The 18,255-nt window shown below is 69.6% G+C and carries 20 protein-coding genes; 11 read left to right on the plus strand and 9 right to left on the minus strand.

From position 1 onward, the window contains the following. The first annotated feature begins 28 nt into the window (after positions 1–28). The 4 genes from cls to ABZZ22_RS06500 all read left to right on the plus strand — a co-directional run bounded on the left by cls (position 29) and on the right by ABZZ22_RS06500 (position 4,078). Positions 29–1,495, plus strand: coding sequence for a cardiolipin synthase (gene cls, locus ABZZ22_RS06485; RefSeq protein ID WP_354928113.1), 1,467 nt, complete (start codon positions 29–31; stop codon positions 1,493–1,495). Positions 1,496–1,566: 71 nt separating this feature from the next. Further along, positions 1,567–2,829 carry a hypothetical protein gene (locus ABZZ22_RS06490; protein ID WP_354928116.1) on the plus strand — a complete coding sequence of 421 codons (1,263 nt, stop codon included), beginning with the start codon at positions 1,567–1,569 and terminating at the stop codon, positions 2,827–2,829. A 59-nt stretch (positions 2,830–2,888) separates the two neighbouring features. After that, positions 2,889–3,365, plus strand: a complete 477-nt coding sequence (locus ABZZ22_RS06495) for a thioredoxin family protein (RefSeq protein ID WP_354928119.1) — start codon at positions 2,889–2,891, stop codon at positions 3,363–3,365. Then, complete coding sequence (locus ABZZ22_RS06500; RefSeq protein WP_354928122.1) at positions 3,362–4,078, plus strand: sulfite exporter TauE/SafE family protein; 717 nt, start codon at positions 3,362–3,364, stop codon at positions 4,076–4,078. The genes ABZZ22_RS06495 and ABZZ22_RS06500 overlap by 4 nt, the downstream gene beginning before the upstream one ends. Here ABZZ22_RS06500 and ABZZ22_RS06505 read toward each other — a convergent pair. From ABZZ22_RS06505 to ABZZ22_RS06530, 6 genes are all read right to left on the minus strand, one after another. Then, positions 4,062–4,841: a 2-phosphosulfolactate phosphatase gene (locus ABZZ22_RS06505; RefSeq protein ID WP_354928125.1), complete on the minus strand. Its 780-nt coding sequence runs from the start codon at positions 4,839–4,841 to the stop codon at positions 4,062–4,064. The genes ABZZ22_RS06500 and ABZZ22_RS06505 overlap by 17 nt on opposite strands. A 76-nt stretch (positions 4,842–4,917) precedes the next feature. Then, complete coding sequence (locus ABZZ22_RS06510; RefSeq protein ID WP_354928128.1) at positions 4,918–5,709, minus strand: aminoglycoside phosphotransferase family protein; 792 nt, start codon at positions 5,707–5,709, stop codon at positions 4,918–4,920. Between the two features lie 97 nt (positions 5,710–5,806). After that, the gene (locus ABZZ22_RS06515) at positions 5,807–6,421 is read right to left on the minus strand and encodes a non-canonical purine NTP pyrophosphatase (protein WP_354928131.1); all 615 of its coding nucleotides are present in this window, start codon (positions 6,419–6,421) and stop codon (positions 5,807–5,809) included. Further along, positions 6,411–7,118: a ribonuclease PH gene (gene rph / locus ABZZ22_RS06520; RefSeq protein ID WP_354928134.1), complete on the minus strand. Its 708-nt coding sequence runs from the start codon at positions 7,116–7,118 to the stop codon at positions 6,411–6,413. Before rph ends, ABZZ22_RS06515 begins: the two co-directional genes overlap by 11 nt. A gap of 167 nt (positions 7,119–7,285) precedes the next feature. Continuing rightward, positions 7,286–8,122: a hypothetical protein gene (locus ABZZ22_RS06525; RefSeq protein ID WP_354928137.1), complete on the minus strand. Its 837-nt coding sequence runs from the start codon at positions 8,120–8,122 to the stop codon at positions 7,286–7,288. Further along, positions 8,119–9,048, minus strand: coding sequence for an ATP-binding cassette domain-containing protein (locus ABZZ22_RS06530; protein ID WP_354928141.1), 930 nt, complete (start codon positions 9,046–9,048; stop codon positions 8,119–8,121). Before ABZZ22_RS06530 ends, ABZZ22_RS06525 begins: the two co-directional genes overlap by 4 nt. A 133-nt stretch (positions 9,049–9,181) precedes the next feature. On the opposite strand from ABZZ22_RS06530, the gene ABZZ22_RS06535 reads away from it, so the two are divergent. Beyond that, the gene (locus ABZZ22_RS06535) at positions 9,182–10,345 is read left to right on the plus strand and encodes a histidine kinase (protein ID WP_354928144.1); all 1,164 of its coding nucleotides are present in this window, start codon (positions 9,182–9,184) and stop codon (positions 10,343–10,345) included. Continuing rightward, positions 10,342–11,028 (plus strand): response regulator transcription factor, encoded by a 687-nt coding sequence (locus ABZZ22_RS06540; RefSeq protein WP_354928147.1) that lies wholly within the window; start codon positions 10,342–10,344, stop codon positions 11,026–11,028. The genes ABZZ22_RS06535 and ABZZ22_RS06540 overlap by 4 nt, the downstream gene beginning before the upstream one ends. A gap of 62 nt (positions 11,029–11,090) precedes the next feature. On the opposite strand, the gene ABZZ22_RS06545 is transcribed toward ABZZ22_RS06540, so the two are convergent. Further along, on the minus strand, positions 11,091–11,861 hold the full coding sequence (locus ABZZ22_RS06545) for an MBL fold metallo-hydrolase (protein ID WP_354928150.1): 771 nt from the start codon (positions 11,859–11,861) through the stop codon (positions 11,091–11,093). Further along, entirely contained in the window at positions 11,858–12,715 is an 858-nt protein-coding gene (gene murI, locus ABZZ22_RS06550) for a glutamate racemase (RefSeq protein ID WP_354928153.1), read from the minus strand. The genes ABZZ22_RS06545 and murI overlap by 4 nt, the downstream gene beginning before the upstream one ends. A 128-nt stretch (positions 12,716–12,843) precedes the next feature. Here murI and ABZZ22_RS06555 point away from each other — a divergent pair, with 128 nt between their 5' ends. From ABZZ22_RS06555 to ABZZ22_RS06565, 3 genes are all read left to right on the plus strand, one after another. Then, positions 12,844–13,851 carry an alkaline phosphatase family protein gene (locus ABZZ22_RS06555; protein WP_354928156.1) on the plus strand — a complete coding sequence of 336 codons (1,008 nt, stop codon included), beginning with the start codon at positions 12,844–12,846 and terminating at the stop codon, positions 13,849–13,851. A 72-nt stretch (positions 13,852–13,923) separates the two neighbouring features. Next, entirely contained in the window at positions 13,924–15,150 is a 1,227-nt protein-coding gene (locus tag ABZZ22_RS06560; protein ID WP_354928159.1) for an FAD-dependent monooxygenase, read from the plus strand. 30 nt (positions 15,151–15,180) lie between these two features. Further along, on the plus strand, positions 15,181–15,516 hold the full coding sequence (locus ABZZ22_RS06565) for a hypothetical protein (RefSeq protein WP_354928162.1): 336 nt from the start codon (positions 15,181–15,183) through the stop codon (positions 15,514–15,516). 28 nt (positions 15,517–15,544) lie between these two features. Here ABZZ22_RS06565 and ABZZ22_RS06570 read toward each other — a convergent pair whose 3' ends face one another. After that, entirely contained in the window at positions 15,545–16,492 is a 948-nt protein-coding gene (locus tag ABZZ22_RS06570; RefSeq protein ID WP_354928165.1) for a pyridoxal-phosphate dependent enzyme, read from the minus strand. A gap of 90 nt (positions 16,493–16,582) precedes the next feature. Here ABZZ22_RS06570 and ABZZ22_RS06575 point away from each other — a divergent pair, with 90 nt between their 5' ends. Together ABZZ22_RS06575 and ABZZ22_RS06580 are read left to right on the plus strand one after the other, a co-directional pair. Continuing rightward, positions 16,583–17,512 carry an ABC transporter ATP-binding protein gene (locus ABZZ22_RS06575; RefSeq protein ID WP_354928168.1) on the plus strand — a complete coding sequence of 310 codons (930 nt, stop codon included), beginning with the start codon at positions 16,583–16,585 and terminating at the stop codon, positions 17,510–17,512. After that, positions 17,509–18,252, plus strand: a complete 744-nt coding sequence (locus tag ABZZ22_RS06580) for an ABC transporter permease (RefSeq protein WP_354928171.1) — start codon at positions 17,509–17,511, stop codon at positions 18,250–18,252. Before ABZZ22_RS06575 ends, ABZZ22_RS06580 begins: the two co-directional genes overlap by 4 nt. The last annotated feature ends 3 nt before the right edge of the window (positions 18,253–18,255 follow it).

The raw sequence follows: 18,255 nt of genomic DNA on the forward strand, positions 1-18,255 counted from the left end.
CGAGCGGGCGTGGTGCATGCTGAGGCGCATGACAGTGGCTGGGGTCGTGGGGACCTCGATCTACATCATCGACCTGCTGGTCAAGATCGTCGCCCTCGGTGTCGTGCCGAGGAACCGACGTCCCGGCACCGCGATGGCGTGGCTGCTGGCGATCTTCCTGATCCCGGGCATTGGCCTGATCGGCTACCTGATGCTCGGGCAGACGCGGCTCGACCGGCGCCGTCACGAGCGGCAGCGGGCGCTCAACGAGGAGGTCACTCGGTACGTCGGCGGGCTGCCGAGGCCGCCGTATCCCGATTCGCTCTCGCAGGTCGACGCGACCACGATCGAGCTCAACGAGCGGCTCGGCTCGTTGCCTGCCACACCGGGCAACCGGATCGAGCTGATCGCCGACTACCGCGGCTCCATCGAGGCGATGACGGCGGCGGTCGAGCAGGCCGAGCACCACGTGCACGTGCAGTTCTACATCACCGCCTGCGACCACATGACCGAGCCGTTCTTCGACGCCCTCGACCGGGCGACGGCGCGGGGCGTGAGCGTCCGGCTCCTGCTCGACCACCTGGGCTCGCGCGGCATCCCGGTCTGGCGCCAGCTCGTCAAGCGGCTCGACGCCTCCGACATCGACTGGCGCCCGCTGCTGCCGATCCATCCCTTGCGCGGCCAGTTCCGCCGCCCCGACCTGCGCAACCACCGCAAGCTCCTGGTCGTCGACGGCCGGATCGCCTTCACCGGCTCGCAGAACCTCATCGAGCCGGGCTACGACAAGCCGAAGAACCACAAGGCGGGTCGGGAATGGGTCGAGCTGACCGCCCGGGTCGAAGGACCGCTGGTCTCGGCGCTCAACGTCGTGTTCGCCAGCGACTGGGACACCGAGACCGGCGAGCTGCTGCGATCGGAGCTCGCGGTCTCGTCGTCGGTCTGGACCTCCGGCGAGCTCGTCGGCGACGTCACCGGCCAGATCGTGCCGAGCGGGCCGGGCATCGATGCCGAGAACAACCTGCGCGCCTTCACCTCGCTGATCTACGCCGCCCGCGAGCGGATCTCGATCACGAGCCCCTACTTCGTGCCCGACGAGTCGCTCCTCTACGCCGTCACCACCGCCGCCCGGCGAGGTGTCGCGGTGGAGCTGTTCGTCAGCGAGGGCAAGGACCAGTTCATGGTCTACCACGCCCAGCGCTCCTACTACGAGGCGCTGCTGGAGGCCGGGGTCCGCATCTATCTCTACCCCAAGCCCGCCGTCCTGCACTCCAAGCACTTCAGCATCGACGACGAGGTCGCGGTGCTGGGATCGAGCAACATGGACATGCGCTCCTTCGCCCTCAACTACGAGATCTCGCTGATGCTCTTCGACGGCGACCCGGTGGCCCAGATGCGCAAGGTCGAGGACAGCTACCGGGCCATCTCGCGCGAGCTGCGGCTCGAGGAATGGCTCGCGCGGCCGAAGGTCGCGGCGTACGCCGACAACGTGCTGCGCCTCACCGCCGCTCTCCAGTGATTCCGGCGAGCACAGCGGCTCGCCCGAAGAATTCGGGGGCGGGTTCGTCCGGGGCTCCCTAGACTCCCGCCGTGGACCTTCGAGCACGCGCTGCCACGCTCGCGGTCCTTGCCTTCCTGGCCTTCCTCACCGCCGGCTGCGCGGACCTTCCCGGCGGCGCCAGCCCCTCCCCGGCACCTTCGCATCCTCCGTACGACCCCACTCCGGCCGACTACAAGGCGGTCGAGGACCTGCTCGCCCAGCGCGCGACAGCGGCCCTAGAAGGCGACGAGGCGGCCTTCCTCGCCACCGTCGACCCCCGCGACCAGAAGCTCGTCGATCAGCAGCAGACGATCTTCACCAACCTCCAGCACCTTCCGATGAAGTCGCTCGCCTACGAGGTGAAGAGCCTCGACCACACCCCGGACGAGGTCCGCAACCACGGCGTCCTCTTCGCTCCGCTGGTCACCGAGGTGGCCCAGCTCGAGGAGGCCCACCGGGCGCCGGTCGCCAACGCGACCGACATGACCTTCGTACGTCACGACGGCGGCTGGGTGATCGGACGGGACCGGCCCGCACCCGAGGACAGGTACAGCCGGCCGTGGTTCGGCGGCCCGGTCGAAGCCGCGACCGGGCGTTCGGTCGTCGTCGTCACCGAGCGCGACGGGCCCACCAGTGCCGCCGAGCTCCTGGACCGCATCTCGGCGGCACGCGCCGAGATCAAGGAGACCCTCGAACCCGTGTGGCGCGGCGAGCAGGGGGAGGAGCCGCTGCTCATCGACGCGACGTACAACGGCCAACCGCCCGGAGACACCTTCGAGGGCGATGACGGCGCCGCCGCGGTGACCTACTGGGTCGACGCGACCGGGTTCATGTCGGGTTTCGCCGGAGCCGTCGTCAAGGACAACCCCGTCGCGACCAATCGGCTGGCCACGGATGGCCGCACGTTGCGCCACGAGCTGAGCCATGTCTACGGCCCGGCGCTGGTGCCCACCTGGGTCAACGAAGGGCTCGCGGAGTACCTCTCCGGCTGCGAGTCCAACGTCTGCGACGAGGATGAGCAGCGCGATGAGCTGCTCGCGCACGAGCGAGCGATCCCGGGCGACGAGGAGTGGGGCGAGGACGGTTCGATCGACTACGCCGTCTCCCATGCAGCGGTCTCGTGGCTGATCGACGAGAACGGCGGTCTCGATGACTTCCTCGAGTTCTGCAACGACTTCTACCTGCACCTGCCGAGCGGTACCGACGACTTCCACGACGGGACGGGCAAGGCCCTGCGCGAGTCGTACGGCATCACCGAGAAACAGCTGGTCGACGGCACCTGGTCCTGGTTCGAGCGGCTCCCTTCCGATTGACTGGAAACATGCGACCGACAACGCCCATCCGCGGGGACATCCACTCCGAACCCAGTCACATGAAATCCCGCATCGTGGCTGTGCTCGCTCTTGTCCTCCTCGCCGCCGGTTGCGGCACCGACGCCGACCAGGCCGAGGAGCCGACGACCCCGGCCGCCTCGACGCCGTCGGCCGCCGAGCCCACCTCCAGCGAGCTGCCTGCCGACGACCCTGCCTGCGAAGCGCCGGGACGCTACACCGACTACTCCGCCGGGGCGGTCGCCGAGAAGTGCTACACCGACACGATCCTCTTCTTCCACGCACCGTGGTGCCCGGAGTGCCGCGGGTTCGAGGAGGCGATCAAGGGCGGCGAGGTTCCTGACGGGGCACAGATCCTGAAGGTCGACTACGACTCCGCGACCGACCTGCGCAAGCAGCACGAGGTGACGATCCAGTCGACCTTCGTACGGGTCGATCCGGCCGGTGACACGGTCAAGCTCTGGTCGGGCTACGGTCAGGACAAGTCGGTGGACGCCATTCTCGAGAACACCCAGTGACGCTGCTGCTGGCGTCGTTCCTCGCCGGGGCGCTCTCGGTGCTCGCCCCCTGCGTGGTCGCGTTCGTGCCGGTGATCCTCTCCCGCGGGACCGGTGAGCGCCGGCCGTGGGTGGCGGTGGCCGCGCTCGGTGTCTCCGTCATCGTGTTCAGCGTCCTGCTCAAGTCGACGACGCTGCTGATCGACGTCCCGCCCCGGTTCTGGAGCATCGTGTCCGGTGTGATCGTGGCGCTCTTCGGCGTCGTGATGATCTGGCCACGGCTGTGGGACGCGGTGGCGTTCCGCCTCGGGCTCGGATCGCGCGCCCAGGAGCGTCTGGCCCGGGCGAGCACCCGGCGCGGGCTCGGCGGCGACATCCTCCTGGGCGCGAGCATGGGGCCGGTCTTCAGTGCGTGCAGCCCGACGTACGCCTTGATCGTGGCCGCCATCCTTCCGGCCGAGCCGCTGCGTGGCCTCGGCTACCTGCTCGCGTACGTCGCCGGCCTGACGCTCCTGCTGGCCGCGGTCATGGTGGGCGGGCGAGCGTTGATCGCCCGCCTCCGGTGGGCGATCGACCCCGAGGGCACGTTCCACAAGGTGCTCGGCGTCGTCCTGGTGCTCATCGGTGTCGCGATCGCGACCGGACTGGACAAGGCCCTGCTCACCCTGCTCGTGGAGCAGGGGCTCTTCGACTGGCAGATCGGCCTGGAAGGCCGGCTCAGCACGGATCAGTGACCCGATCTGGGATGTCGTTCGGGGCCGCTCGGAACGATCGGCCGCGCAGGAGCGGCACCACCGACGAGCCGTCCGTCTCGGAGGCCACGACCACGTCGTCGGCGTAGCCCTTCGCGGTCAGCTCTCGGCCGCCGGCGCAGGCGTGGAGCGCGTCCGGAAGATCCGCCGCGCCGAAGGTGTCGCGCGCCATCGCGGCCTCGGGCGAGAGATCGCCCGGGTCGAGAGCGGCCAGGACCGCCCCGGCGCCCCAGAGGTCCTCGACCGCGGGACGGAGCGTGCCGTCCGGCCAGCGCTCCCCCGACGCGACGAAGCCGACGATCGCGCCGTCGGCGCAGCGAGGAGCGAGCCACTCGGCGACGGCGGTGCGGTTGCGGAGCGAGGCGCCGATGACCGTGGCGCCGCCCTCAGCGAGCAGGCTGCTGATCGTCGAGCCGTTGGGCGAGGGCAGCACGAGACGCCGGACACCCTCAGCCCTGCGCAGCGACGCGGGCGAGAGCGAGGGCCGGCCCGGCACCGCGTCCTGACGCTGGACCGCGAGAACGGCATCGTGCTCGCGTGCGTACGCCTCCGCCCGGTCGTCACGCCACCGGAACGGGAACACCTCGATCCCGCGCTCGACGGCGACCGTCAGCGTCGTGGTGAACGAGAGCACGTCCACCACGACGGCGATGTCCACCGGACCGATCGCCTCGGCGCCCACCGGCCCCCACTCGAGCCGGAACCGGTAGGCGTGCTGACGGTGCTGAGGGTCGAAGGTCGTCACACACCGAGGTTAAATACCCGCTCGCCGCATCCGGGAGAAACGATCGGAACTGGTTCGCCTGGTCGACGGGGCCGTCTCAGCCGTGCTCCAAGCGCTCGATCACTCCGGTGAGACCGGACTCGATGTAGGTGGGTTCGCCCTCATCCAGACCGTGGAGCACCTCGTGCCAGGGGCCGAGGCGGTGCCAGACGAACGCCCGACGCTCCTGTTGCGGATCAGGTCGGTAACTGGCGCGGATGCCCTCACGGAATCGCTCCGGGGTGCCGTGGAGTGTCCAGGCGAGGTCGATCGCCGGATCCCGCAGGCACGAGTCGGTCCAGTCGATGACGCCCGAGACGACACCTGCCTCGACCAGCAGGTGGGCAGGCCCGAGATCGCCGTGCGCGAGAGACAGCGGCGTCGTTTCCCCGGCCTCCGCAATCAATCCAGCACCCGGTTCACGCAACGTCGCCGGAAGCAGCGGAACTACTTCCCTCTCCATCCGCGCGAAGGTGAAGCCGAGGCCGCTGTCGAACCTTGCCTCGAGTCCAAGCGCACCCAGATCCAGATCGTGGAGCGTCCGCAGGAAATCGCCGACGATCACTCCGTCACCCCTGGTCAAGGCCGAGGGTGTCGCGGCGGCACCCGGAACGATCTGATGCCGAACTCGCCACGGGCCATCAGCGTCCGCGGGGATCTCGTACGGAACCGGCACGACGAGTGGCAGAAGCGGTGCGATCACGGGCAGGAGCCGACACTCCCACTCGAGGCCGTCACGCACGTCCGGGCGTCGCGGTATCCGCTCGATGAAGGCCACCCCATGAGCATCGTCGACGATCGCCGCCTCGCTGTCCCAGCCGGGGACAGCCACCGGCCGCCGGGTGCTCACGCGACCGGCTCGCCGAGACAAGGTCGAAGATTGCAGCCACCACGTGACTGGGATCTTCGACCTTGTTCACTCAAGCGATGACCTCGACGCATCGGACTCAGGCGAGCAGCTTCGCCATCTGCGGAGCGATCTCGCGCAGCGCGCGACCACGGTGGGAGATGGCGTCCTTCTCCTCGATCGACAGTTCGGCAGACGTACGTCCATCCGCGGTGTCGACCGCGACGAACAGCACGTCGTAGCCGAAACCGCCGGCGCCACGGACCTCACGGAGAACCCGCCCGTCCATTCGTCCCTCGACGACGATCTCGCCGCCGTCCCAGACGAACGCGATCGCGCACGCGAAGTGGGCGCCGCGACGCTCGTCGGGGACATCGGAGAGCTGAGCCAGAAGCAGCTCGTTGTTGCGCTCGTCAGACTTGGGTGGGCCGCCCCAACGTGCGGAGAGCACGCCGGGCATGCCGTTGAGCGCGTCGACGCACAGACCCGAGTCGTCCGCGACGGTCGGCAGCCCGGTGGCCGCGAAACCGGCCCGCGCCTTGATCAGCGCGTTGCCCTCGAACGTCGGTGCGTCCTCGACCGGCTCGTCGTAGTGGGTGACGTCATCGAGGCCGACGACCGAGACTCCGGGCACCAGCGGCGAGAGGATGCGGAACATCTCCCCCAGCTTCTTGGCGTTGCGCGAGGCGACGTGGATCTTCGGCTCAGCCGGCAAGTGCGGCCTCCTGCAGCTTGGTCAGGTCGGCGCAGCCCTTCTCGCCCAGCGCCAGCAGGGCGTCGAGCTCGGCGCGGTCGAAGGCGACGCCCTCGGCAGTGCCCTGGACCTCGACGAACTTGCCCTCGCCGGTCATTACGATGTTCATGTCGGTCTCGGCGCGGACGTCCTCCTCGTAGGGGAGGTCGAGCCGCGGCGCGCCGTCGATGATCCCGACCGAGATCGCCGCGACGGAGCCGGTCAGCGCCTTCTGCACGCCGAGTGAGGCGACCGCGTCGGCGAGCGCGATGTAGGCACCGGTGATCGCGGCCGTGCGCGTCCCACCGTCGGCCTGCAGCACGTCGCAGTCGATGTTGATCGTGTTCTCGCCCAGGGCCTTGTAGTCGATCACGGCACGCAGCGAGCGCCCGACCAGGCGGGAGATCTCGTGGGTACGTCCGCCGATCTTGCCCTTCACCGACTCGCGCGAGGAGCGCTCGTGGGTGGCGGCCGGGAGCATCGCGTACTCCGCCGTCACCCAGCCCAGCCCGGAGCCCTTACGCCAGCGCGGGACACCCTCGGAGGCCGAGGCGGCGCACAGCACGCGGGTCTTGCCGAACTCGATGAGGACGGAACCGGCCGCGTGGTCGAGCCAGTTGCGGGTGATCTTGATGGGGCGCAGCTCGTCGTCGGCGCGCCCGTCTGCTCGATTCGTCACGCCGACCACCCTAGGGGACCGAGCGAGGTGGACCGCAATGGTTACGCCTGTGACGCCTGAGGCGCCACATCCTTCGCATCCGCAACGGTTCCGGTCCGCAGGACCCTCCGGACGACAAGCGGGGGCGAGTGCTGAAGCACCCACCCCCGCGTGTTGTGTCCGAAGAGCTACTTCAGCTCGGACTTGAGGACCCGCATCGTGCCGAGCACCAGCGGCAGCCCGACCCACAGCGCGATCGAGGTGAAGAGCCTGGCGTATCCGAGCGCCCCGTCCTCGACGGCGACACCGGCTGTCTGCATCTGGTCCCCGGCGATGAACGGCATCATCGCGACCTGCATCGAGATCCACGGGAAGACGTTCTGCGCCCAGTCGAAGACGAAGTAGAGCGCACTGAAGACAGAAGCCTCCAGGATCAGCGTGTAGCCGTAGTAGATGACCAGCGCGGCCGGGGTGTTGAGCAGCAGCATCGCGAAGCCGAAGCCCATGAGCAGGTAGAGGATCTGCGTCGCCAGCGTCCAGGCAAGCGCCTCGCCGGTGACGTTCCAGTTCGGATCCGTTCCGGCGATCGCCCCGCCGAGCAGCGTGCCGAGCGCACCGACGCCGACCGCGATGGCCATGGTCACGATGCCGAGGACGAAGACGGCCACGAGCTTCGCGAAGACGACCTTGAGCCGGCTCGGCTCGAGCGTGAAGGTGACCATATGGGTGCGCTGGCCCCACTCCTGGGTCACGATCATGATCGCCAGCACCGGCACCAGCAGCGAGACCGGGAAGGAGAGCGCGCTCATCCAGTTGTAGGCATCCAGCGCGGCCATGTCGGCCAGCGCCGTGATGAGCAGGATGACGGCTGCGACCAGGGCGATCAGCCCGCCGGTGATCATCAGCATGACGCGGCCGGCGCGGGTGTCGGTCATCTTTCGCCACTCGACCATGACCAAGCGCCCGAACGGCACCTTGGTGGCGGTCGGCAACGGGGTCGACGGCGCTACGGATACGGCGCTCATGCGGAAGCTCCTTCGGCGTGGATCTGAGTGGTGCTCTCGCGCTGAGTCTCGGCGGTGAGCTGCAGGAAGATGTCCTCGAGCCCGGCGCCGCCGTCACGCAGGTCGGTGAGCACGACGTTGGCCTCCAGGGCCGCCTTGCCGACCTCGGCCGGTGCGGCGGAGACACGCATGCCGGTGCCGACCGGCTCGACGCTGTAGCCCTTGGCCTTGAGCGCGACGGTGAGCGCCTCGTTGTCCAGGGCGGTGACCAGGGCCTGGCCTCCGGTGGCCTGACCGGCCAGGATCGTGTCCTTGGTGCCCTGCGCGACGATGCGGCCGTTGCCGATGAGGATCAGCTCGTCGGCGATCTGCTCGACCTCGTGCAGCAGGTGGGAGGAGAGCAGGACGGTGCCGCCGCGGTCGGCGTACTCCTTCAGCAGGCCGCGCATCCAGCGGATGCCGGCCGGGTCGAGACCGTTGGCCGGCTCGTCCAGGATCAGCACCTTGGGGTCGCCGATCAGCGCGCTCGCGATACCGAGGCGCTGCTTCATGCCCAGGGAGTAGTTCTTGATGCGGCGCTTGGACTCCGACGGCGTCAGCGAGACCAGCTCGAGCATCTCGTCGACGCGCGACTTGGGCAGGCCCATCGTCATCGCGGCGAGCGTGAGCACCTCGCGGCCGGTGCGGCCGTCGTGCTGGGCGCTGGCGTCGAGCAGCACACCGACGTGGCGGCCCGGGTTGGGGAGGTCGGCATAGAGGCTGCCGTCGATCGTTGCACTGCCCTTGGTGGGATTGGTCAGTCCGACCATGATGCGCATGGTGGTCGACTTGCCCGCGCCGTTCGGGCCGAGGAAGCCGGTGACTTTGCCGGCCTCGGCGATGAACGACACGTCGTCGACCGCGGTGAAGGGCCCGTAGACCCTCGTCAGTCCTTCGACTTTGATCATGATGCCCATCCTGCCCTGCGCGCCGCCCGAACGGCATCGGACATACGGATGACCTGCGACCCGACGAAAGTATGGGGCCGGTCTCGACCGCGGCATCGGGTCCGCCGGACTCAGGTTCACTAACGTGGGGGCTGTGCAACAACGCTCCCCCGACGACTATCAACCACGCCTGAGCCTGTGGGGACACGTCTGGCGCTATCTCGCCGCGCTGGGCATCAGTGCGCTCGGGTTGACCAGCAGCGTCGGCGGCTGGCCGGATTGGCGTTTCGCGCTCGACGTCAGCCTCGGCGTCATCAGCCTGGTCCTGGTCTTCTGGCGGCGTCGCTGGCCGGTCACGATCACCACCATCGTCACCATCGCCAGCGCGTTCTCGATGCTCGCAGCGGGCGCGTCCGCCCTCGCGCTGGTCTCGCTGGCGACCCGGCGGCGCTGGCGCGAGATCATCCCCATCTCGCTGCTCAGCTTCGTGGCCGGGATGTTCTGGTTCGCCGTGATGGACACCGCCACCCCCACGGCCGGGCCGTCGGCGTTCGTGATGTGGGGGCTCAACATCGGTCTCAGCGTGGTGGTCATCGGGGCGATCGTCGCGTGGGGCATGTACATCGGGTCGCGGCGCGAGCTGATCGCCGCGCTGCGGCTCCGCGCCGAGACCGCCGAGGCCGAGCAGGCCCTGCGTGTCGCGCAGGCCCGCGAGACCGAGCGGCGGCGGATCGCCCGCGAGATGCACGACGTGCTCGCCCACCGGATCTCCCACATCTCGATGCAGGCCGGGGCGCTCGCCTACCGCGAGGATCTCTCCGCCGACCAGATCCGGAGCGAGGTCGGCACCATCCGCGACGGCGCCCACCGGGCGCTCGAGGACCTGCGTACCGTCCTCGGAGTGCTCCGCGGCAACGGCGAGGACCCCGAGACCGCGCCCCAGCCGACGTACGCAGATCTCGGCCGTCTCATCGAGGAGACTCGCGCCGGAGGCATGAACATCACCATGGAGGACGACGTCGAGGGCTCGCCGCCTGAGGCGGTGGGGCGCTCGATCTACCGGGTCGTGCAGGAGGGCATCACGAACGCCCGCAAGCATGCGCCCGGGGCGGCCCTGAAGGTGACGTTGCGGGGCTCCGAGGAGCACGGGATCGACGTGCTGCTGCGCAACCGGCTCGGCTTCGACTCCAACACTCCCGGCTCCGGCCTCGGCCTCATCGGGCTCACCGAACGCGTCGACCTCGCCGGCGGAAGGCTCGCGCACCGCTTGGAAAAGGATGTCTTCATCCTCGAAGCGTGGCTACCGTGGGGCCAGTGAACAGCCCAGAGCCCAGCCCGGACAGCCCGATCAAGATCAAGGTGGGGATCGTCGACGACGACCCGCTCGTGCGCTCTGCCCTCGGCCTGATGCTCGGCGGCCAGGCCGACATCGAGGTCGTCGGCGAGGCGACCGACGGCCAGGAGGCGCTCACCCTGGTGCGTACGGCCGGCCCTGATGTGGTGCTGATGGACATCCGGATGCCGCGGGTCAACGGACTCGAGGCGACCCGTCGGGTGCTGGCCGAGGCCAAGCCTCCGCACGTGATCGTGCTGACCACCTTCGGCGCCGACGAGTACGTCGTCGACGCGCTCGCGGCGGGCGCCGACGGGTTCCTCCTCAAGGACACTCCTCCGCCAGAGATCGTCGCCGCGATCCGTACGGTCATGGTCGGGGAGGCGATCCTCTCCCCCAGGGCCACGCGCACCCTGATCACCCGGCTCCGAGCCGAGCCGACCGGCGACCGCGCCGCTGCCGCCGTACGCCGGCTCGACACCCTCACCGAGCGCGAGCACGAGGTCGCGCTCGCTGTCGGGCGCGGGCTGAGCAACGCCGAGATCGCCAAGGAGCTCTACCTCTCGATCCCGACCGTCAAGGCGCACGTCTCCCGGCTCTTCGACAAGCTCGGCGCCACCAACCGCGTCCAGATCGCGATCACGGTCCACGACGCGGGACTGGTCTGACCCACCGTCGGTCGAGCCGCCGTCGTGAGGAACGAGCGACGGCGTGTCGAGACCAGCAGCGGTCAGATGTCGTAGACGGCCCCCGTGGCCGCCAGCTCGATCGGCCCCTCGTACGCCGAACGGGCCTCGCGCACGGCATCGGCGGAGTCGTGCCAGGGCGGGACGTGGGTGACGATCAGCTTCTTCGCCCGAGCCTTGGTGGCGTACTCCCCCGCGTGGACGCCGGTGATGTGCACGCCGGGCGGGTTGTCGACGCCGTCGCGGAAGGCGGCCTCGCACAGGAACAGGTCGGCGTCGGCGGCGATGTCGAGGAGCGCCTCGGTCTCGGCGGTGTCACCGCTGTAGCCGAGGACCTTGCCGTTCGCCTCGATCCGGAGCCCGTACGCATCGACCGGATGCTCCACGGCGGTCGGGGTGATCACGAACGGTCCGAGATGGATCGGACCGGTGTAGGTCGAGAACGCGAACTCCTCGCGCATCCCGGGACGCTTGGGCAGGTCGTAGGCCTTCGCCAGCCGTCGGCCGGTGCCCTTGGGGCCGTAGACCGGGATCGGGGGCTGCGGGCCGGTCGGATGCCATTTGCGCAGGACGTAGTAGGAGGTCATGTCGACGCAGTGGTCGGCGTGCAGGTGAGAGATCAGGACTGCGTCGATGAGCAGCGGGTCGACATAGCGCTGCAGCACACCGAGCGCGCCGTTGCCCATGTCGAGCACGATCCGCCACGTACGTCCGGTCTCGTCCTCGGCCTCGACCAGGTAGCAGGAGGCCGGGCTGTCGGGTCCGGGGTAGGAGCCCGAGCACCCGATGATGGTCAGCCGCATCCCCGAGGTCATCCCATCCCTCCGGCGAACTGCTGGGCGGCGGCGAGCTCGGGGCCGAGGAACCGGGCGCCGATCGCCTTGAACTCCGCCGGGTTGCCGGTGGTGAGGAACGTGTAGGTCGGCTCCCCGCCCTCGCGCATCAGGTCGTTCTCGGCGAGGACGCGGTAGACGTCCTTCGCCGACTCCTCGGCGCTGCTGACCAACGTCACGTTGTCGCCCATCACATAGGAGATCACACCAGTCAGGAGCGGATAGTGGGTGCATCCGAGGATCAGCGTGTCGACCCCTGCGCTGGTCAGCGGATCCAGATACTCGTGCGCTGCGGCGAGAAGCTCCTCGCCGCCCGTGACACCGGACTCGACGAAAGGTACGAACCGAGGGCAGGCCCGGGTGTGCAGCGAGACGTGCGGCGCGGCGGCGAACGCGTCGTCGTAGGCCATCGACTCGGCCGTCGCACGGGTGCAGATGACCCCGATCCGACCGGTCCGAGAGGCGGCGACGGCGCGACGGGTCGCGGGCAGGATGACCTCGACCACTGGCAGCGGCCGGTAGCGCTCACGGGCGTCGCGCAGCATCGCCGCCGAGGCGGAGTTGCAGGCGATGACCAGGGCTTTCACACCTTGCTCGACGAGATGGTCGAGGCACTCCAGGGCATACTCGCGGACCTCGGCGATCGGCTTGGGCCCGTAGGGGGCGCGGGCGGTGTCGCCGACGTACAGGATCGACTCGTGGGCGAGCTGGTCGATCACGGACCGCGCCACGGTGAGACCGCCGAAGCCCGAGTCGAAGATCCCGATCGGGGCGTCGCGATCGGGCTGGGCTGAACCCAGTGGCGAGGGCGAACCCAGGGACGAGACGGACTGCACGATCGTCAAGGCTAGGCCCAAACACCGCCTCTTCGCAGTGCTGGGGGTCACCCGAGATCCATCTCACGTTCACGAGCGGCTGCTGAAGGTTCGCCTTGGGCGCCATCGGCTTCACTTAAGGTGTGCCGGTGCGTCGCCTCTTCCCGCTCGTCTCCGTCGGTGTCTTCGTCGCCGTCGTGCTCGTCGTGGCTCTCACCGCGCTGCCCGACGGTGCCGACCGCGAGGAGCGGGAGCCCAGCCAGGTCGACCGGAAGGTGCTCGCGATCTCGATCGACGGGTTGAACCCGGACGCGCTCGCCAGGCTCGGGCAGACGAGGACGCCCAGCATCCATCGGCTGATCGACGAGGGCGCCTCGACGCTCAACGCCCGCACTGCCTATGAGAAGAACATCACCCTGCCCAACCACACCGGGATGGTCACCAGCGACCCGATCGACGCCGACGAGGGCGGTCACGGGGTCACCTGGAACGTCGGCGACCCGTCGAGGTCGATCGCGGCCACCGAGGACTCGGTGTTCACCGTCGCCCACGACGCCGGGCTCAGCACCGGGGTCTTCGCGACCAAGCAGAAGTTCGAGCTGTGGCAGCGCGCCTGGGAGGACGACATCGACCTCTTCGCAGCCGTCGACGACCACGACAGGCTGGTCGCGAAGGCTGCGAAGGACCTGGCCTCCGAGCAGCGGGACCTCACCTTCGTACATCTGTCGCTTCCCGACGTCGCCGGGCACGCCTCAGGCGGGATGTCGCCGGAGTACCTGAACGCAGTCGAGGAGTCCGACGCACAGGTCGGCCAGCTTCTCGACGTCATCGAGGCCGACCCGGGCCTCGAGAATGAGCTGGACGTCATCCTGACCGCCGACCACGGCTTCAAGCCCAGGATCACCAACCACTCCGAGAAGGTCTACGAGAACTACCGGATTCCGTTCATCGTCTGGGGTCCCGACGCCGGTGCCGGCGAGGACCTCTACCGGCTCAACGCCGACGACTACCGCGACCCCGGCAAGGGGCGTCCCGGATACGAAGGCCCCCAGCCCGTACGCAACGCCGACCTCGGCAACCTGGCCCTGGACCTCCTCGGCCTCGGGCCCATCGAGACCAGCGACATCGGCAAAGAGCAGACACTCGACGTGAAGTGACGTTGTCGGAACCATCCACGAGCAGACACGTCTTTGAGGTACGTTTCGAACGTAACCTCCCAAGGAGCGTGAATGTCAGTCAGCCGGATCGCTCGAGCGGCCTTGCACAGGGGCCGACGCGCGCAGCGGGTCACGATCATCGGCGCCGGCATCGGCGGGCTGACGCTCGCCGTCGAGCTGCGCCGACTGGGCATCGACGTCGAGGTTTACGAGGCCGCGACCGACCCGCGACCGAGCGGCGACGCCGTCTTCCTCCCGGCCAACGCAACCCGGCTCCTCGGACGTATCGGCCTCGAGCCCGCCCTCGGTGAGGCCTCGGCGAGAGTCGACGGACTGATCTGGCGCGACGGGCACACCGGCGCCACGATCGGCCGGCTGCTCTCCGCCGGGGATTACGCCGCGCGCGCCGGTGCGCCCGGCTACGGCATCGGCCACGCCGACCTGCACGCGCTCCTGCGCGAGGCGTTCGGCACCGACGGGCTCCACCTCGGCCACCGCGTAGTCGGTCTCACCGACGACGGGCACGGGCCGGCCTCGCTCGAGCTCGCGGTCGGTGAGTCGGTCGAGGCAGACCTGGTCATCGGCGCCGACGGCGCCCGCTCGATCCTGCGCGAGCACGTCGTCGGCTACGACGACGCCCAGTTCTCCGGCTGCCTCGCCTGGCGCGGGACCATCCCGCGCTCGCGGCTCACACTGCTTCCCGATCCAGCCCGACTGCAGCTGTGGCTCGGCGCCGATGGCCACCTGATACACCATCCGATCGGCAACGGCGACCATGCCTTCCTCCTGGTCAAGCGGCAGACCGGGCCCTGGGCCCCAGAGTCATGGGGCTGGCCCTCCGACCAGGACGAGCACATCCACGCGTACGCCGGCTGGCACCCCGCCGTCGTCCAGATGATCTCCGCGGCGCCGGTCTCCGAGCACTGGGCGCTCTTCCACCGGCCACCCCTGTCCACCTGGTCGCGCGGCAGCGTCACGCTGCTGGGGGATGCCGCTCACCTGACGCTCCCCCACCACTGCCAAGGTGCCGCCCAGGCGATCGAGGACGCCGTTGTCCTCGCCGGCTGCCTCGCCGCCGACGACGACTGGGAGCGTGCCCGGACCAGCTACGAGGTGCGCCGCCGCGACCGCACCCGCCGGATCCAGGTCGCCTCCCAGGCCACCGCCGACGTCCTCCACCTCCCCGACGGCCCACGCGCCCAGGCCCGCAACAAGCGGCTCGGGTCACCTGATGCCTACGACCGCCACCTCGCCTGGATCCACGAGCACGATGCTGCGACCGGCCTCCCCCACCCGTAACTCCGCGGCCCACTTCGGCGTTGCCGAGGTGTGAGGGCCTTCCCCGGACGCAGAGGGTTCATCGCGCTCGGCATCTGGACGATGTACGCCGCCGCCGTCGCCGTAGCGCTGGCCCAGCTCGGCTCCGGTCCTTCTGCCAGCGGCGGACGCCCGCTCGCCCCCGGCAGCCCCGCCGCGCTCATCGCGCAGCACGACTGCTGGAGCGCGAAAGCACCGGGCAACATGACCGGCAGGCTCCCCAGCCACGCCATCGTCGCCACCGGAGCCACGCCGCGCTACGTCGACTCCGGCCTCACCGGCAAGGCCCTCGACCAGGTCTTCGAGGGCGAGGACCACGGCCTCGTCGTCTACGCCTTCTGCCGCTGAGGGGCGGGCCCGACCGGCGCGACGGTTGTCAGGCCCAGAGCTGGCCCTCGAGGCCCTCCTCGGCGTCGTCGATGGTGCCTTCGTATGCACCGGTGGAGAGGTACTTCCAGCCGCCGTCGGCGACGACGAAGGCGATGTCAGCCTTCTCCCCGGCCTTGAGGGACTTGGCGGCCTGGGCGAGGGCGGCATGCAGGATGGCGCCGGTGGAGATGCCGGCGAAGATGCCCTCCAGCTCGAGGAGCTCGCGGACGCGGCGTACGGCGTCCCGAGGGCCGACGGAGAAGCGGGCGTCGATCAGGGACGCGTCGTACAGCTCGGGGACGAAGCCCTCGTCGAGGTTGCGCAGGCCGTAGACGAGCTCGCCGTAGCGCGGCTCGGCGGCCACGATGCGTACGTCCGGCTTGGCCGAGCGGAAGAAACGGCCGACGCCCATGAGCGTGCCGGTCGTGCCGAGTCCGGCGACGAAGTGGGTGACGGAGGGCAGGTCGGCCAGCAGCTCGGGGCCGGTGCCCTCCTCGTGCGCGAGCGCGTTGGCGGAGTTGCCGTACTGGTAGAGCATCACCCAGTCGGGGTGCTCCGCCGCCACGCGCTTGGCGACCCGGACGGCCTCGTTGGAGCCACCGGCGGCGGGCGAGGAGACGATCTCGGCGCCCCACATCCGCAGCAGCTGACGCCGCTCCTCGGAGGTGTTCTCCGGCATCACGCAGACGATCCGGTAGCCCTTGAGCTTGGCCGCCATGGCCAGCGAGATCCCGGTGTTGCCCGACGTCGGCTCGAGGATCGTGCAGCCAGGGCGGAGCCGCCCGTCCTTCTCGGCCTCCTCGACCATCCGAAGAGCCGGGCGGTCCTTGATCGAGCCGGTCGGGTTGCGGTCCTCGAGCTTGGCCCACAGCCGTACGTCGGGCGATGGCGAGAGGCGGGGCAGGCCCACCAGCGGGGTGCCCCCGACCGACGCCAGCAGGTTGTCGTAGCGCATGGGGTCCATGGTCGCATCAACCGATCGGCTGATGCCCACACGCGCCGATCGCCCGATCCGTGAGACCGCGGGGCACGACAGGCTGGGAGTATGCATCAGGAGCGAGAACCAGCGGTCGTCGTGGACGGCCTACGCAAGACCTATGGCGACAAGGTGGCGGTCGACGAGATCAGCCTGAGCGTCCACGAGGGCGAGATCTTCGGCATCCTCGGCCCCAACGGGGCTGGCAAGAGCACGACCGTCGAGGCGATCGCCGGCCTGCGGGTCGGCGACCGGGGCCGGATCCGGGTCCACGGTATCGACCCCTGGAGCGACCGCGCCGCCCTCACCGAGGTGCTCGGCGTGCAGCTCCAGGAGGCGAAGCTGCAGCAGAAGATCACGGTCCAGGAGGCCCTGGAGCTGTGGAGTGCCTTCTACCCCGACCCCGAGGCTTGGGCGCCGCTGGCCGAGCGGCTGGGGCTCGGCGCTCATCTGCGGCAGCGGTTCGAGGACCTCTCCGGTGGCCAGCAGCAACGGCTCTCGATCGCGCTGGCGCTGATCGGCCGCCCGCGGGTCGTCGTGCTCGACGAGCTCACCACCGGCCTGGACCCGCGGGCGCGTCGCGAGGTGTGGGACCTGGTGCGAGACGTACGCGACCGGGGCGTGACCGTCATCCTGGTCACCCACTCCATGGAGGAGGCGCAGACGCTCTGCGACCGGATCGCGATCGTCGATGCCGGCCGGATCCGCGCCCTCGACACCCCGGCAGGCCTCATCGCCGCAGGCACGGCCGCCACGACCACCACCTTCGACACCTCGGCCGCGATCGACCTGGTCTCCCTACGCGAGATCGACGGCGTCACCGCCGCGTACAGCGCGAACGGCACCATCACCGTCGAGGGTGCCGAGGGGGTCGCCCTCGCCGTCATCGAGGCGCTGCGTACGCAGGGGGTGTCCCCCCAGCGGCTCCGGATCGCCGCCGGAAGCCTCGACTCCGCCTACCTCGACCTCACCGACACTCCGCAGGAGATCACGCGATGACCAGCCCGACAGCAGCCGTGATCCGGACCGAGTCCAGGCTCTTCGCCCGCGAACGGCTCTCGCTCTTCTGGATCGTCCTGTTCCCGAGCCTGCTCCTGGGCGTGCTCGGGCTCATCCCGAGCTTCCGCGAGGAGAGCGCCGACTTCGGCGGCCGGAGCCTGATCGACCTCTACGTCCCGGTCACCGTGCTGCTCTCGATGATCATGGCGTCGATCATGACGATGCCGGCGACGCTGACCGGCTACCGCGAGAACGGGATCCTGCGACGGCTCGGCACGACACCCGCCAAGCCGTTCGCGATCCTGCTCGGCCAGGTGCTGGTGCACGCCGCTGCGGTCGCCGCCTCGTCGGTGATCGTGATCGTCCTCGGCCGGGTCGCGTTCGGGACCCCGCTGCCGGAGTCGGTCGTCGGTTATGCGGTGGCGTACGTCCTGGCGCTGATCGTCTCGCTCGGGATCGGGGCCGCGATCACGGCCGTCTCGCCCAACGCGAAGGCCGGCCAGGTCGTGGGGATGGTGGTCTTCTTCCCGTGCATGTTCACGGCCGGGGTCTACTTCCCGGTCGAGGTGTTCGGCGGCACGGTGCGCGACGTCATCTCGCTCACGCCCTACGGCGCGGCCTCCAACGCACTCAACGACGCCACCGCCGGGAGCTTTCCGGAGCTGGTCGACCTGGCGGTCATGGGCGGCTGGGCGGTCGTGCTCTACGTGATCGCCGTGCGGATCTTCCGCTGGGAATGAGAT

Source organism: Nocardioides sp. NPDC006273 (assembly GCF_040613495.1).
Lineage (GTDB): Bacteria > Actinomycetota > Actinomycetes > Propionibacteriales > Nocardioidaceae > Nocardioides.

Coding starts and splice junctions, on each gene's coding strand:
- ABZZ22_RS06525 (WP_354928137.1), bottom strand. CDS start 8,122: ATGAGCGCCGTATCCGTAGCGCCGTCGACCCCGTTGCCGACCGCCACC.
- ABZZ22_RS06560 (WP_354928159.1), top strand. CDS start 13,924: ATGTCAGTCAGCCGGATCGCTCGAGCGGCCTTGCACAGGGGCCGACGC.
- ABZZ22_RS06545 (WP_354928150.1), bottom strand. CDS start 11,861: ATGACCTCGGGGATGCGGCTGACCATCATCGGGTGCTCGGGCTCCTAC.
- ABZZ22_RS06530 (WP_354928141.1), bottom strand. CDS start 9,048: ATGATCAAAGTCGAAGGACTGACGAGGGTCTACGGGCCCTTCACCGCG.
- ABZZ22_RS06580 (WP_354928171.1), top strand. CDS start 17,509: ATGACCAGCCCGACAGCAGCCGTGATCCGGACCGAGTCCAGGCTCTTC.
- ABZZ22_RS06575 (WP_354928168.1), top strand. CDS start 16,583: ATGCATCAGGAGCGAGAACCAGCGGTCGTCGTGGACGGCCTACGCAAG.
- ABZZ22_RS06570 (WP_354928165.1), bottom strand. CDS start 16,492: ATGCGCTACGACAACCTGCTGGCGTCGGTCGGGGGCACCCCGCTGGTG.
- ABZZ22_RS06495 (WP_354928119.1), top strand. CDS start 2,889: ATGAAATCCCGCATCGTGGCTGTGCTCGCTCTTGTCCTCCTCGCCGCC.
- cls (WP_354928113.1), top strand. CDS start 29: ATGACAGTGGCTGGGGTCGTGGGGACCTCGATCTACATCATCGACCTG.